This is a genomic window from Zunongwangia endophytica, assembly GCF_030409505.1.
In the GTDB taxonomy this organism is placed as follows: Bacteria; Bacteroidota; Bacteroidia; order Flavobacteriales; family Flavobacteriaceae; genus Zunongwangia; species Zunongwangia endophytica.
This window is the reverse complement of sequence record NZ_JAUFPZ010000002.1, coordinates 2,598,067-2,611,186: the sequence shown is the minus strand read 5'-3', so window position 1 is coordinate 2,611,186 and position 13,120 is coordinate 2,598,067. Positions and strand designations below refer to the sequence as shown.

At 34.1% G+C, this 13,120-nt stretch carries 14 protein-coding genes; 10 read left to right on the top strand and 4 right to left on the bottom strand.

Features of this window, described 5'->3' with window-relative positions; translation table 11 throughout:
- Nucleotides 1-5 precede the first annotated feature (5 nt).
- From QWY91_RS11340 to QWY91_RS11325, 4 genes are all read left to right on the top strand, one after another.
- Nucleotides 6-491 (top strand): DUF2271 domain-containing protein, encoded by a 486-nt coding sequence (locus tag QWY91_RS11340; protein ID WP_290235090.1) that lies wholly within the window; start codon nt 6-8, stop codon nt 489-491.
- A gap of 7 nt (nt 492-498) precedes the next feature.
- Nucleotides 499-2,703 carry a PepSY domain-containing protein gene (locus QWY91_RS11335; RefSeq protein WP_290235088.1) on the top strand — a complete coding sequence of 735 codons (2,205 nt, stop codon included), beginning with the start codon at nt 499-501 and terminating at the stop codon, nt 2,701-2,703.
- A gap of 262 nt (nt 2,704-2,965) precedes the next feature.
- Nucleotides 2,966-3,394 carry a hypothetical protein gene (locus tag QWY91_RS11330; protein ID WP_290235086.1) on the top strand — a complete coding sequence of 143 codons (429 nt, stop codon included), beginning with the start codon at nt 2,966-2,968 and terminating at the stop codon, nt 3,392-3,394.
- A gap of 203 nt (nt 3,395-3,597) precedes the next feature.
- Complete coding sequence (locus QWY91_RS11325) at nt 3,598-4,305, top strand: TerC family protein (protein ID WP_290235085.1); 708 nt, start codon at nt 3,598-3,600, stop codon at nt 4,303-4,305.
- A 53-nt stretch (nt 4,306-4,358) separates the two neighbouring features.
- Here QWY91_RS11325 and QWY91_RS11320 read toward each other — a convergent pair whose 3' ends face one another.
- From QWY91_RS11320 to QWY91_RS11310, 3 genes are read right to left on the bottom strand one after another with little or no spacing between them, the layout of a single operon-like run.
- The gene (locus QWY91_RS11320) at nt 4,359-4,973 is read right to left on the bottom strand and encodes an FMN-binding negative transcriptional regulator (protein ID WP_290235082.1); all 615 of its coding nucleotides are present in this window, start codon (nt 4,971-4,973) and stop codon (nt 4,359-4,361) included.
- 34 nt (nt 4,974-5,007) lie between these two features.
- Nucleotides 5,008-5,526 carry a DUF421 domain-containing protein gene (locus QWY91_RS11315; RefSeq protein ID WP_290235079.1) on the bottom strand — a complete coding sequence of 173 codons (519 nt, stop codon included), beginning with the start codon at nt 5,524-5,526 and terminating at the stop codon, nt 5,008-5,010.
- Between the two features lie 20 nt (nt 5,527-5,546).
- Entirely contained in the window at nt 5,547-6,395 is an 849-nt protein-coding gene (locus tag QWY91_RS11310) for an SDR family oxidoreductase (protein ID WP_290235077.1), read from the bottom strand.
- Between the two features lie 153 nt (nt 6,396-6,548).
- On the opposite strand from QWY91_RS11310, the gene QWY91_RS11305 reads away from it, so the two are divergent.
- Complete coding sequence (locus tag QWY91_RS11305; protein WP_290235074.1) at nt 6,549-7,217, top strand: glycerophosphodiester phosphodiesterase; 669 nt, start codon at nt 6,549-6,551, stop codon at nt 7,215-7,217.
- A gap of 36 nt (nt 7,218-7,253) precedes the next feature.
- Complete coding sequence (locus QWY91_RS11300; RefSeq protein WP_290235070.1) at nt 7,254-8,468, top strand: BaiN/RdsA family NAD(P)/FAD-dependent oxidoreductase; 1,215 nt, start codon at nt 7,254-7,256, stop codon at nt 8,466-8,468.
- On the opposite strand, the gene QWY91_RS11295 is transcribed toward QWY91_RS11300, so the two are convergent.
- Entirely contained in the window at nt 8,465-8,941 is a 477-nt protein-coding gene (locus QWY91_RS11295) for a TspO/MBR family protein (protein ID WP_290235068.1), read from the bottom strand. The two genes, QWY91_RS11300 and QWY91_RS11295, sit on opposite strands and share 4 nt — an antisense overlap.
- Before the next feature lie 102 nt (nt 8,942-9,043).
- Between QWY91_RS11295 and QWY91_RS11290 the strand changes: the two genes are divergently transcribed.
- From QWY91_RS11290 to QWY91_RS11275, 4 genes are all read left to right on the top strand, one after another.
- On the top strand, nt 9,044-10,135 hold the full coding sequence (locus QWY91_RS11290; protein ID WP_290235065.1) for a diphosphomevalonate decarboxylase: 1,092 nt from the start codon (nt 9,044-9,046) through the stop codon (nt 10,133-10,135).
- 57 nt (nt 10,136-10,192) lie between these two features.
- A complete protein-coding gene (locus tag QWY91_RS11285; protein ID WP_290235063.1) occupies nt 10,193-11,131 on the top strand; it encodes a mevalonate kinase family protein in 939 nt (312 codons plus the stop codon).
- 24 nt (nt 11,132-11,155) lie between these two features.
- Entirely contained in the window at nt 11,156-12,061 is a 906-nt protein-coding gene (locus QWY91_RS11280; RefSeq protein WP_290235060.1) for a geranylgeranylglycerol-phosphate geranylgeranyltransferase, read from the top strand.
- A gap of 149 nt (nt 12,062-12,210) precedes the next feature.
- A complete protein-coding gene (locus tag QWY91_RS11275; RefSeq protein WP_290235058.1) occupies nt 12,211-13,050 on the top strand; it encodes a pseudouridine synthase in 840 nt (279 codons plus the stop codon).
- Nucleotides 13,051-13,120: the final 70 nt, after the last annotated feature.

The window sequence follows — 13,120 nt, the reverse complement described above, 5'->3', positions numbered from 1 at the left end:
ACAAGATGAAATTTAATACATTAAAAATTGGTCTTTTAGTACTTAGCTTAGGTTTGTTTTCATTCGTAGGTTCAGAATCTACATCTTTTAAGTGTCTTATTCAGATGACGAATTACAACGGCGAAGGAGCTTATGTTGTGGTTTCATTAATCAATCCATCTGGAGAATACGAGAAAACACTTTTAGTACAAGGAGACGACGAAGAATGGTATCCAGATTTAACAGACTGGTGGGAAGATCAAAAGCAAAAGGATGAGAAAATTGATGCTATTTCTGGCGCGACCGTAGGTGCTGGTGGACGTGGAATGGGCGCTTTTCAAATTGAATCTGATAAAATAGACAGCGGCTACAAAATACGTTTTGAAACTGCCGTAGAAGATCAAAAGTATTATGTGAAAGATCTTGAGCTTCCACTAACTTCAGAAAATCTAAAAGGTAAATTTGAAGGTAAAGGCTATATTCGTTACGTACGGATAATGGCAAGCAAATAATAATCCCATGATATTATCGATTTGGAGATACAGTCACTTAAGTTTGGCTGTATCTTCTTTTGTTTTTATCCTTATTGCTTCGGTAACTGGTATCATCCTAGCGTTCGAGCCAATCGATCATGCTGCGTTGGATTATAAACCAGCAGATAACTCAGTTTTACCGGTTTCAGAAGTTATAAAGATACTTCAGTCTAGTTATGATGAGGTGCTGAGTTTAGAAGTTGATGCGCAAGGTTTTACTGTGGCTTCCGTTTTTAGTATGGAAGGCGATAGCGGAGATTTTTATATCAATCCAGAAACAGGAATCAAAATTGGTGAAATTGAGCATCAATCTTCAGTATTTCAATTTGCAACCAGTTTACATCGTAGTTTATTTCTTAAAAGTACCGGTAGAATATTTGTCGGGATCACTTCTTTTCTATTGTTTTTAATTAATATTTCGGGATTAATACTGGTTATAAAAAGACAGCAGGGTTTTAAAGCAATATTCGATAAAATTGTACGAGAAAATTTCTATTCTTATTATCATATTTACCTGGGAAGGTTGTCGCTAATTCCCATTATCATTATAACGGTAACCGGAGTTTTCCTTTCTTTATTGCGTTTTAATATTATTCCTGAAGTTCGGCTTGCGCATACTATAAATGAAGAAAAGTTAGTTGAAAATCCTCAGCGTATTTTATCAGATTTTCCTTCTTTAGAGCATATTTATTTGGACGATGTACGATCGATTGAATTTCCGTTTAGTGAAGATGCTTCAGATCCATTTAAAATTAGTCTTCAAAATAAAGAAATACTTGTAAATCAATACACAGGTGAAGTAATTAGCGAATTGCCTTATCCATTAATCAACTTAATTTCGGGCTATAGCTATAATTTACATACAGGACGCGGAAATGTAATTTGGGCAGTAATATTAGCACTTTCCTGCATAAGTATATTGTTTTTTATCTATTCTGGTTTTGCGATCACACTTAAAAGAAGAAAATCACTGCTAAAGAATAAGTTCAAAAAAGATGAAGCCGAAATTGTTATTCTTGTAGGATCAGAAACCGGAGGTACAATGTCTTTCGCTAAGCTTTTTCAGCAGGAATTAATCAAGAACGGAAAAAAGGTTTTTATAGCCCAGATGGATCAATATGCCGTTTTTAAAAAAATGGGGCAATTGGTCATTTTCACTTCGACTTATGGCGACGGAGAACCGCCTGCAAATGCTAAAAAATTCCTTCGGAAATTTAATAATATTGAACAAAAAAATACTTTTTCCTATTCTGTAGTAGGTTTTGGATCTCTTGCCTATCCTAGTTATTGTAAGTATGCTTTTGATGTCGATCAACAGTTGTACGAAAATGAAGTAAGCCATCAGTTTCTGAAGCCCTATACTATAAATAATAAATCGTGGGAGGCTTTCGATCAATGGGTCGATCAGTGGAGCAATAAAGTCGGAATTACAGTAAACGTTCCTAGAGATAATGACGTTACAAAACAGCGAAAAAAGACAAAAAAATATAAAATTCTATATAAAACGAAAGCCAGTGAAAGTCCGGATGATACTTTCGTTGTAGGCTTAGCTCCGATAAAAAAGCAAAAGATAAAATCAGGTGATCTATTGGCAATTTATCCTACAAAAAATGATCACGAAAGATTGTATTCTATTGGGAAAGATCAAGAGTATAATATTTTGTTGAGTATTAAGAAACATGAGTTTGGATTATGCTCTAACTTTTTGAATGACGCAAAAGAAGGCAGCGAAATTGATGCTGTAAAAGTCAAGAATCCCGATTTTCATTTTAATCTCTCAAAAAATACCATAATGATTGCTACGGGTACTGGCATAGCACCGTTTATTGGCATGATGCAAGAAAATGCGAAGAAGCAAACGATCACTTTGTATTGGGGAGGGCGCAATGAGGCAAGCTTTAATGTATATAAAAATAGAATAGATTCTTTTCTGAATAACGGGCGTTTAACTGAATTTTTACCAGCGTATTCCAGAATTTCTAAAGAGAAAGTTTATGTGCAACATTTAGTCGCTAGAGATGCTGAAAAAATTGCAAAAAGTCTTCAGGATGGATCTGTAATTATGATTTGTGGTTCTATTTTGATGCAAAAAGAAATCGTAAAAAGCCTCACTGAAATTTGCAAAAACTACAATAATAAACCTCTAAGTTTTTATCAGAAAAAAGGACAATTAAAAATGGATTGCTATTAAAAACTCTATTTAAATTTGGCTGAAAAAGTTTTACGGCTTCAGCACAATTGATGCATTTTTACCTGAAAAGCTCATAATCATGATGAATTAAATTTCAATTTATATAAAAAAGGATTGCCTTTTTTTGGAATGTGACTATGAAAATGGGCTTTTATAGGAAATCTATAATTATCAATTTGGTGATGAAATTTTAATGTTAAAGATTCAAGTATTTCAAGGTAACTGTTTAATTTTGAAAGTGCTAAACTAACTCAACTTTACCATGAAACTAATTTACCAAGGAGCGCACCTTAAGATATATAACATTGTATCACGCTCCAATCAGATCTTACTTAGTAGTTATTTCCATGAGCATTTGAATGGTTTTTTAAATCAGCATTACAATGATGATGTTGTGACAGCTTTTTTAAGGCAATTAAAAGAATCAGATTTAGAAATTAAAGTAACCTCTAATTGGATGCCATTTTCTAAGCGATTAATTTATATCAATAAGAGCGGCATAAATGTAAATTCGGCTATTCTTCATAGACCGTCAAAATTTTACATTGGAGCGCTTTTAGAAAAGGCTTTTTTAATTTTCGATCAAAAATATGATGTTAGTAATAAAACTTTGATGATCAAAAATTCAGAAGAAAAAGAAGACGTTCTGCAAGGAATAGGATATTTGGCAGTTGCTGCCGGGGATCGATAAGTTTAAAATTATAGAGCAGTTATATCGGCATTAATAACGCTAGAATTTATAAGAAAAACCCGAAGATTTAATCTTCGGGTTTTTTGTTTTCAATTTTAAATGGTCTTTTACAAAATAGTAGAAGTGCTGTTTTTTTAATTTTTTCTTATCTATTTTTAGTTTTTTAATAGCTAATTTTCATCAGTTTAACCAATAGCTTATTTATGGAAATTTTTCTTCAGGCAGATACTTGGGTTGCCTTGCTTACCCTAACATTTATGGAGATTGTTCTTGGGGTCGATAACATTATCTTTATTTCTTTAGTTGCTGGGAAGTTGCCAGAGCATCAGCAAAAAAAAGCGAGAATAGGTGGTTTAGCATTAGCGATGATCACAAGAGTTTTGCTTTTATTAGGTATTACCTGGATAATAGGCCTAACGAAACCGGTATTAACCTTTGGTGATTTTGAGCTTAGTTGGAGAGATATTATTTTGTTAGCGGGGGGAATCTTTCTTTTGGTAAAAAGCACTTTAGAGATTCACCATAAGGTGGAAGGCCAACACGAAACTGAGAGAAATGTTAGTGCAAAATCTTTTGGTTTAGCTATAGGTCAAATTGTGATGTTAGATATCATATTTTCTTTCGATTCTATTTTAACCGCTATCGGTTTAACCACAGAGATTGTTTTAATGATCATAGCAGTAATCATTTCTATTTTGGTAATGATGATCTTTGCCAAAGCGATAAGTGATTTTGTAAATAAACATCCAACAATTCAAATATTAGCTTTAAGCTTTCTAATTTTAATTGGCGTCATGCTAATTATAGAAGCTGTGCATTATCATGTTCCAAAAGGCTATATCTATTTTTCAGTTTTCTTTTCTTTATCTATAGAAATGCTGAATATGAGATATCGGAAGAAGAACGATTAATGAAAATATTTCTGAAATGTAAGCGTCTGCTTTGTTTCTTTTCTGAAATGCAATTAAGGCAATCCGTTCTCTTCTTTGAGATCCTTGGCAAGTTGCTTATCGGTAAGCGTTCCTTTTTCTAAATGTTCTACGGAAGAAATTATGTCTTCTTTAGAATAGCTTTGATGTAACTTTGCGATTCCCTTAATTTTGAATGGTATTGCCCAAAATCCGGTAATTAATGGCAAATGATCCTGAAGCATTTGTTTAGGAATATCATTATAAAATAAAGGCGATTTTTGTTGATTTTCGAATGTTTTCACCAGCTTTTCTAATGAGTTTTCTAACTCTTTAGAAGTTTGTATTTTGATCTTAGCGTTGATATGAACAGCCGAATAATTCCAAGTGCTGATATCTTTTTCAGCATACCAAGATGAACTTACATACGCATGCGAACCCTGAAAAATAAATAAAACTTCAGCATCGTTTTCTAGAGATTCTAATTGCTCGTTGTGATTAGCAATATGAGCATATAATCTAAAATCTTCCGCTGTTCCTTCAACTAAAACCGGAATATGAGTGGCAACAAGGGGATGCGAATTGCTCACCATAGTTGCAAAAGGATGATTTTGTATAAATTGAAAGATAAATTCAGGATCATCCTTTATGTATTTTTTAGGCTGGTACATCTTTTTCCGAAGTAAAAATTATAGGCGAAAATTACTATTTTAGTTTCACATCTTTTATTAGCCAGTCTTCTAATTCTTTATCTGCGGAATGCAATACAGAAACATCACCGGTGGTTTCAAAAATTACGGCTCTTACTTCAGAAAGTTGGATAACATTTGCCTCTCTTAGTTTTCCGCGTAAATCTGATTCGGTTACTCTGGCTTTTTTTAAATTATCGTAATAAATTTCTCCGTCTTTCATTAGCAGAATAGGATCATTATCAGTCATTTTCTGAAAAGCCGGATATCTTCTTAAAAATGCAGTGCCAATTTGTAGAATATAAACTACTAAAAGAGCCACTGCACCCTGAATTAAACTCACATTTTTTAATACAATGGTTGAAGCTAAGATACTCCCACTCGCGATCGTCATCGCAAAATCAAAACTGGACATCTTAGAAAAACTTCGTTTTCCTGCAATTCTTGTATATAGAATTACTAAAATAAATATTCCTATTGCGCTAAGAGTTATTGCAGCTAAACTTGTTTCTGATGCTTCAAACCATTTCTCCATATTATTCTTTTTTTTAAATTTTATCCTCCAATTAATTCGCCACCATTTACATGAATGGTTTGTCCTGTAATATAACTACTGTCTTCACTTGCTAGAAAAACATATGCAGGAGCTACTTCTCCCGGCTGCCCTGCTCTTCCCATTGGTACTTTTTGACCAAATTCTTTAACATCATCAAAAGTAGCAGGTATTAAGGGTGTCCAAATTGGTCCCGGCGCTACAGCATTTACACGTATTCCTTTTGAAACTAGCATCGTAGATAAACTTCTGGTAAAACTTGTAATTGCACCTTTACTACTGGCATAATCCAGTAAATGCGAACTTCCCCTGTAGGATGTTACCGAAGTTGTATTTACAATGGTAGCATTTTCTTTTAAATAGTTTAATGCTTCCTTGATAATATAAAAATATGGATAAATGTTGGTTTCGAAAGTTTCCTTAATTTGATCTATACTTATATTTTGTATATCATCTTTTGGAAATTGCACAGCAGCATTATTAATTAGGATGTCTAAACTTCCCAATTCGTCAATCGTAAGTTTAATCGATTTTTCACAAAATTCGGCATTCTTAATATCTCCTTCAATTAAAAGACACCGCTGTCCTTCGCCTTCTATTAGCTTTTTAGTCTCTAAAGCATCTTCATCTTCGCTTAGATATATAATGGCAACGTTTGCGCCTTCTCTAGCAAAATGTAAAGCTACACTTTGTCCTATCCCACTATCTCCTCCTGTAATTAACGCGTTTTTTCCCTTCAGCTTTTCACTACCCTTGTAAGAGTCTCTAATGATCATTGGTTGGGGATGCATTTGATGCTGGTTTCCCGGTTGTTTTTGATCTTGTTGCGGAAAGGTTTTTGGTTGATCCATAAAATTTGCATTTTAGTAGTTTGAAATCGAGTCAATTTAAGCATGCTGGACGCAAAAAAAATGTTAAGTTGTCCTAAGCCTTTCTAAAGGGCTGTTGAATATAACTTTTTGGACTAAAAACTATTTGAAATAAACTAACTAACAACCTTATTAATGACAACTCCTTTAAAAATTGGGCATCGAGGTGCCAAAGGTCACGTGGCCGAAAATACGATCGAAAGTATAAAAAAGGCAATGACGCTGAAGGTCGATATGATCGAGATCGATGTACATCTTTGCAAAACCGGAGAGCTTGTTGTAATTCATGATGAAGAATTAGATAGCACAACTACTTGTACAGGATTTGTAGGTGAAAAATCGCTTAAAGAATTGAAATCTTGTAGAACTACAGAGGGATATCAAATTCCTACTTTAGAAGAAGTGCTAGATGTAGTTCAGGACAAAGTGATTCTGAATATCGAGTTGAAAGGAGAAGGGACGGCGTTACCAGTATTAAATTTACTGGAAAAGCATCCAAAATCACGAATATTGATTTCAAGCTTTAATTTTAACGAGTTAATGAGTTTGCGTAGCGAGAATACAGAAATTCCTTTAGCTGTTTTGACAGAGGATGATATGAGTATTGCGTTTTTACAGGCAAGACATCTAAAAGCAGCTGCTATCCATCCATATTATAAGTTAGTAACCAGAGATTATATTGGAGATTGCCACCGTAACAACATAAAAGTGAATGTATGGACGGTAAATAAAACCGAAAAAATCAAGAAGATGAAGAATCTTGGTGTAGATGGAATCTTTTCAGACTTTCCAGATCGAATATAATTCTAGATTTGGCATAAATAATTCTAATAGAAATAAATGACGCATTACGATGTTTTGATAGTGGGCGGTGGAGCCGCAGGTTTTTTTACTGCGATTAATATTGCAGATTTTAATCCTGAATTAAAAATTGCCATTTTAGAACGAGGAAAAAATGTCTTGTCTAAAGTGAAAATTTCAGGGGGCGGAAGATGTAATGTGACTCATGCTGAATTTATGCCGAAAGAGTTAACTCAAAATTACCCAAGAGGACAAAAAGAATTACTCGGGCCTTTCCATAGTTTTATGACAGGTGACACCATCGGCTGGTTTGCCGATCGCAACGTAGAACTAAAGACTGAAGACGACGGGAGAATGTTTCCGGTAAGTAATACTTCTGAAACTATTATAGATTGTTTTCTTAGCGAAACTAAGCGTTTAAATATTGACATCCTTACAGGATATCCGGTAAATGCTATTGAAAAAGTAGATAATGCCTGGGGTGTAAAAACCACTAAGACGAATTTTACTTGCGAGAAGTTAGTTATAGCAACAGGGAGTAATCCTAAAATGTGGAATATTCTTGAAAATTTAGGGCATCATCTAATTAATGCTGTGCCTTCTTTATTTACATTCAATATCAAAGATTCTAGGATAGAAGGTCTTGCCGGTATTGCTAATTTTGCTGAAGTGAAAATTCCAAATTCTGGATTAGAAAGTGAAGGTCCGCTTTTAATTACCCATTGGGGATTAAGTGGTCCTGGGATTCTAAAACTGTCCGCTTGGGGAGCAAGAGAATTGAACGAATGTGATTATCAGTTTCCCATACTCGTAAACTGGGTGCCTGGATTCAATTCAGATTCTATAATGGAAGATTTGATGAAAATCAAGAATAACTCAGGAAAACAAAAAGTGTTCAAATATCCCCAATTTGAACTTCCAAAGCGACTTTGGATAAAAATATGTAGTGCTTCAGAAATTCCAGAAGAAGAAGTTTGGGCAAATATTTCAAAAAAGCAATTAGAATCATTAGCGATACAATTAACTAATGCTGAATTTCAGGTAAACGGTAAAAGTACTTTTAAAGAAGAGTTTGTAACTGCGGGAGGTGTAGATTTAAAAGAAATCGATTTTAAAACCTTCCGAAGTAAAAAACACCCGAGTTTATATTTAGTAGGAGAAGTGCTTAATATCGATGCAATTACGGGTGGATTTAATTTTCAGAATGCATGGACAGGTGGTTATATGGCTGCAAAAGCTATTGCTGAAGGTTAGTTAATACGCCAAAACTCGAAAGTAAAAGCGAGTAAATAAAGTACCCAAACTGCATAAGGAATAAGTAAATAAGCCGACCATGCATTGACGATTTTAAACCATTTTATAGTTATAAGAACTACTATAAACACGGCGATAATGGCAAGCAAAGCCATTAATGGTTCGCGCAATCCAAAGAAAAATAAGAACCAAAATGTATTAAGCAGCAAAATAAATCCAAAATGATAAAGCGCTGTTTTTACCCATTTATGATAAAATCCTTTACTCCATACTAAACCTGCAGAAACTCCTATAAGTAAATACATAATTGTCCACACCGGTCCAAAAATAGATTCCGGGGCTGCAAACCATGGTTTATGCAGTGCAGCATACCAGGTGTCTAATCCGTCTTGAAGTGCGATAATGCCCAAAAAGCCAAATACCAGACAAACGGCGGTTGCTGTAGCACTGCGTATAAGCAGTTTAGCATTCATTAGTTAGGTTCGGTTTTGTATTTAAAAATAACAAAAAAAATGAATTATGGGTGATCCACTAAGAAAATTTTAAAAGTATATATTTGCTAAAAATCTTTAAAAATGCCTGATAAGGAATTTGTCGCAGCAAACATTAACACGGCTGTAGAAAATGGATCCGTAAGCTGGGAAGCACCAAGTAATATAGCTTTAGTTAAATATTGGGGCAAAAAGGAAAATCAAATTCCGGCTAATCCTTCTTTGAGTTTTACACTTAAAAACTGCAAGACGACAACAAAATTAAACTATGTTAAAGTTTCTGAGGATCATCAAAATTCCGAAGAAATTAATTTTGAAGTAGTCTTTGAAGGTGTTAAGAAAGAAAGCTTCAAACCTAAAATTGCATCTTTTTTTAAGCGAATTTTGCCTTACTGTGCTTATTTAAAACAATTTAGTTTCGAAGTTGTATCAGAAAATTCTTTTCCGCACAGCAGCGGTATAGCTTCTTCTGCAAGTGGAATGAGTGCGTTGGCACTTTGTGTGATGAGTTTAGAGAAATCACTTTTTCCAGAAATGTCTGAAGATTTTTTCTATAAAAAAGCTTCTTTTTTAGCAAGACTAGGAAGTGGTAGTGCAGGTAGAAGTGTAAAAGGCAGTATGGTTGTTTGGGGCGAGCATAAAGATATTTTATTGAGTAGTGACTATTACGGGATTGAGTATCCCCTAAAAACGGATGCTGTTTTTAAAGATTATCAGGATACGGTGTTATTGGTTGATAAGGGAATTAAGCAGGTAAGCAGTACTGTAGGACACGATTTGATGCATGGGCATCCTTTTGCAGAGGCAAGATTTAAGCAGGCAAACGATCATTTATCAGAACTAATTCCGGCTTTTGAAAAAGGAGATATCCAGAGCTTTATAAAAATTGTAGAAAGTGAAGCACTAAGTCTTCACAGTATGATGATGAGTAGCGATCCTTATTTTTTATTGATGAAGCCAAATACTTTAGCGCTTATTCATAAAATTTGGGAGAAGCGAGAAGAAAGCGGAATTCCGGTTTGTTTTACCTTAGATGCTGGCGCGAATGTACATATGCTATATCCTGCAGAATATAAAAAAGAAATTTTGGAATTTGTTAAGAACGAGTTAGTTGTCTATTGTGAAAATGGACACTATATTTGCGATGAGGTTGGAGAAGGATCAAAAATGTTGTAAATTTATATAAGCTGCTGAGATTCAAAATCCAATTTTAGTGGTTAAAAGCCTAACTTTATGAAGGGACCTTTATTTTATTCTAAAATTTTATTGTTCGGAGAGTACGGAATCATCAAAGATTCTAAAGGGTTATCCATTCCTTACAATTTTTATAATGGCGCTTTAAAGGTTTCTGAAGAGCCAACGGCAAAATCTAAAGAATCTAACGAACATTTAGTTCGGTTTGCAGCATATTTAAATACGCTTCAAAATGAAAATCCAGACCTTGTAAATTTTGACATTGCTAGTTTAGAAGCGGATATTGAAAAAGGTATGTATTTCGATTCTAGTATTCCACAAGGCTATGGGGTAGGAAGTAGTGGTGCTTTAGTAGCTGCAATCTACGATAAGTATGCTACAGATAAGATTACTGTTTTAGAGAATCTTACTCGTGATAAATTATTAAAACTGAAAAAGATTTTCGGCAAAATGGAATCTTTTTTTCATGGTGAATCTTCAGGATTAGATCCTTTAAATAGCTACTTAAGTATTCCGATTCTAATCAATTCTAAAGATAATATCGAACCTGCTGGCATTCCTTCTCAAACGGAGAATGGCACAGGAGCTGTTTTTCTTTTGGATAGTGGTTCTACCGGAGAGACTGCACCAATGGTGAGTATCTTTATGGAGAATATGAAGCAAGAGCCTTTTAGGAAAATGCTAAAAAACCAGTTTGTAAAGCATACAGATGCTTGTGTTGATGATTTTCTAAAAGGAGACGTTAAGTCGCTTTTCAAAAATGTAAAGCATCTTTCTCATGTAGTGCTAGATAACTTTAAACCAATGATTCCTCCTCAATTTCATAAACTTTGGAAACATGGTATAGAAACTAACGATTATTACCTAAAGCTTTGCGGCTCTGGTGGTGGTGGATATATCTTAGGATTTACCGAAGATTTAGAAAAAGCAAAAGAATCACTAAAAGACTACAATCTGGAAGTTGTTTATAACTTCTAAACTTACTAAATAAATCTATAGCGTATGGCTTCGCTGATGAATAAGCGCTTTTTGCTTAAAATGCTTAGCCTGTTTTCTGTGGTTCGCGGTTATAATATTCTTATGATCGTTATCGCACAGTACCTGGCTTCAGCATTTATTCTTGCTCCAGAACTTCCGCTACGAGAAGTTTTTTTTGACGATAATTTATTTTTTATGATCCTAAGCACAGCTACGGTAATTGCTTCAGGATATATTATTAATAACTTTTACGATAGCGAGAAAGACTTAATTAATCGTCCCAAAAAAACGATGCTCGATAGGATTGTAGGGCAGCGAACAAAGCTTTCGGTATATTTTATTCTGAATATGTTTGCCGTATTTTTTGCCAGCTATGTTTCGTTTAAGACGGTGGTCTTTTTTTCGCTGTATATTTTCGCAATTTGGTTTTATTCACACCGACTCAAAAAGATCTTGTTTGTAGGAAATCTGGTAGCATCAATAATGGCCATTATTCCCTTCTTTGCCGTGTTTGTGTATTATGGCAATACAGAAGCTGTAATTTTTATCCATGCCGCTTTTCTATTTCTAATGATCGCTATGCGAGAACTGGTAAAGGATCTGGAAAATATTAGAGGAGATTTGGCCTTAAATTACAACACGATACCAGTGGTTTACGGGGAGAAGTGGAGCAAACTATTTTTAGGGATTTTATTCCTATTTTCTATAATTCCAACACTTTTACTTACGCAAAAGTTTAATCTTGGATATATGGATATATACTTTTGGGCAAGCTTCTTATTGCTTATTCTGTTTATGCTTATTCTATATTTCAGCAAAGCGAGATGGCAATATTTATTGCTTCATAATATTCTGAAATTTATAATTGTTTTAGGAGTTTTTAGTATTTTACTTATCGATCCAGATACACTTCTAAACCGAGTTTTTTAAAGGAAATAGCGCTTTATTATACTGAAATATGTAAAATAAGCTTTCAACTTTCTTTATTTGAAGTAGTTGGATTAAAGAAAATTCAAAATCTTTCAATAATCATTTTTTAACATCGAAGGTAACCAGTATCTTTGCAAAAAATTAGCGATATGAGCAGGAATGATAATTCTTCAGGAAATAAGTTTAGTGGAAGACAAGGTGGCGGTGGTCGCAAAAAATCTTATGCTCGCGGTAACGCGCCTATAAAACCTAAAAAAGTGACTGCTATAGAAAAGCAGGAGGATGGGATGCGCTTAAATAAGTATATCGCTAATGCAGGTATTTGCTCTAGAAGGGATGCCGATATTTATATTTCTTCAGGAAATGTTTCTGTTAACGGAGCAATAGTAACTGAAATGGGTTACAAAGTAAAACTAACAGATGATGTTAAGTTTGATGGTCGTAGCATATCTCCAGATAAACCAGAATATTTTGTTCTGAATAAATCTAAAGGAGTTTTCGTTACCGGAAGTGTTCATAAAGGAGGCTTAACAGTAATGGATATAATGGCTAAAGCTTCTAAATCTAAACTAGATCCCGTTGGGAAATTAGATACTCAAACTACCGGGTTATTAGTATTTACTAACGATGGTTCTTTGGCTAAAAAACTTGCTAATCCTAAAAATGGTATTCGCCAGATTTATCACATAAAAATCAACCATGCATTATCACAGGAAGATTTAGAGAAAATAAGAGAAGGCGTTTTTATCGAAGGTAAAAAGGTAAATGTTACTGATGTTAGTTATGTAAAAGATCGCCCAAAATCTGAAGTAGGTTTAGAGCTTACCAGTACCAGACCACATATCATTCAGAAAATGTTTAAGAGTTTAGGATACGAGATTGTAAATTTAGATCGCGTTGTTTTTGGCGGTTTAACTAAGAAAGACTTGCCGAGAGGTCGCTTTAGAACACTTACCAAGCAAGAGATAATTAATCTTGGTAATTTGTAGTTCATTTTTTTGAATAATCAATCAATTTTTTATTTACATTTATCCCAGAAATTAAAACTGGGATAAATGG

Bases quoted from the DNA above. Each gene is read 5' to 3' on its own strand.
- QWY91_RS11340 (WP_290235090.1), top strand. From the start codon at position 6: ATGAAATTTAATACATTAAAAATTGGTCTTTTAGTACTTAGCTTAGGT.
- QWY91_RS11335 (WP_290235088.1), top strand. From the start codon at position 499: ATGATATTATCGATTTGGAGATACAGTCACTTAAGTTTGGCTGTATCT.
- QWY91_RS11330 (WP_290235086.1), top strand. From the start codon at position 2,966: ATGAAACTAATTTACCAAGGAGCGCACCTTAAGATATATAACATTGTA.
- QWY91_RS11325 (WP_290235085.1), top strand. From the start codon at position 3,598: ATGGAAATTTTTCTTCAGGCAGATACTTGGGTTGCCTTGCTTACCCTA.
- QWY91_RS11320 (WP_290235082.1), bottom strand. From the start codon at position 4,973: ATGTACCAGCCTAAAAAATACATAAAGGATGATCCTGAATTTATCTTT.
- QWY91_RS11315 (WP_290235079.1), bottom strand. From the start codon at position 5,526: ATGGAGAAATGGTTTGAAGCATCAGAAACAAGTTTAGCTGCAATAACT.
- QWY91_RS11310 (WP_290235077.1), bottom strand. From the start codon at position 6,395: ATGGATCAACCAAAAACCTTTCCGCAACAAGATCAAAAACAACCGGGA.
- QWY91_RS11305 (WP_290235074.1), top strand. From the start codon at position 6,549: ATGACAACTCCTTTAAAAATTGGGCATCGAGGTGCCAAAGGTCACGTG.
- QWY91_RS11300 (WP_290235070.1), top strand. From the start codon at position 7,254: ATGACGCATTACGATGTTTTGATAGTGGGCGGTGGAGCCGCAGGTTTT.
- QWY91_RS11295 (WP_290235068.1), bottom strand. From the start codon at position 8,941: ATGAATGCTAAACTGCTTATACGCAGTGCTACAGCAACCGCCGTTTGT.
- QWY91_RS11290 (WP_290235065.1), top strand. From the start codon at position 9,044: ATGCCTGATAAGGAATTTGTCGCAGCAAACATTAACACGGCTGTAGAA.
- QWY91_RS11285 (WP_290235063.1), top strand. From the start codon at position 10,193: ATGAAGGGACCTTTATTTTATTCTAAAATTTTATTGTTCGGAGAGTAC.
- QWY91_RS11280 (WP_290235060.1), top strand. From the start codon at position 11,156: ATGGCTTCGCTGATGAATAAGCGCTTTTTGCTTAAAATGCTTAGCCTG.
- QWY91_RS11275 (WP_290235058.1), top strand. From the start codon at position 12,211: ATGAGCAGGAATGATAATTCTTCAGGAAATAAGTTTAGTGGAAGACAA.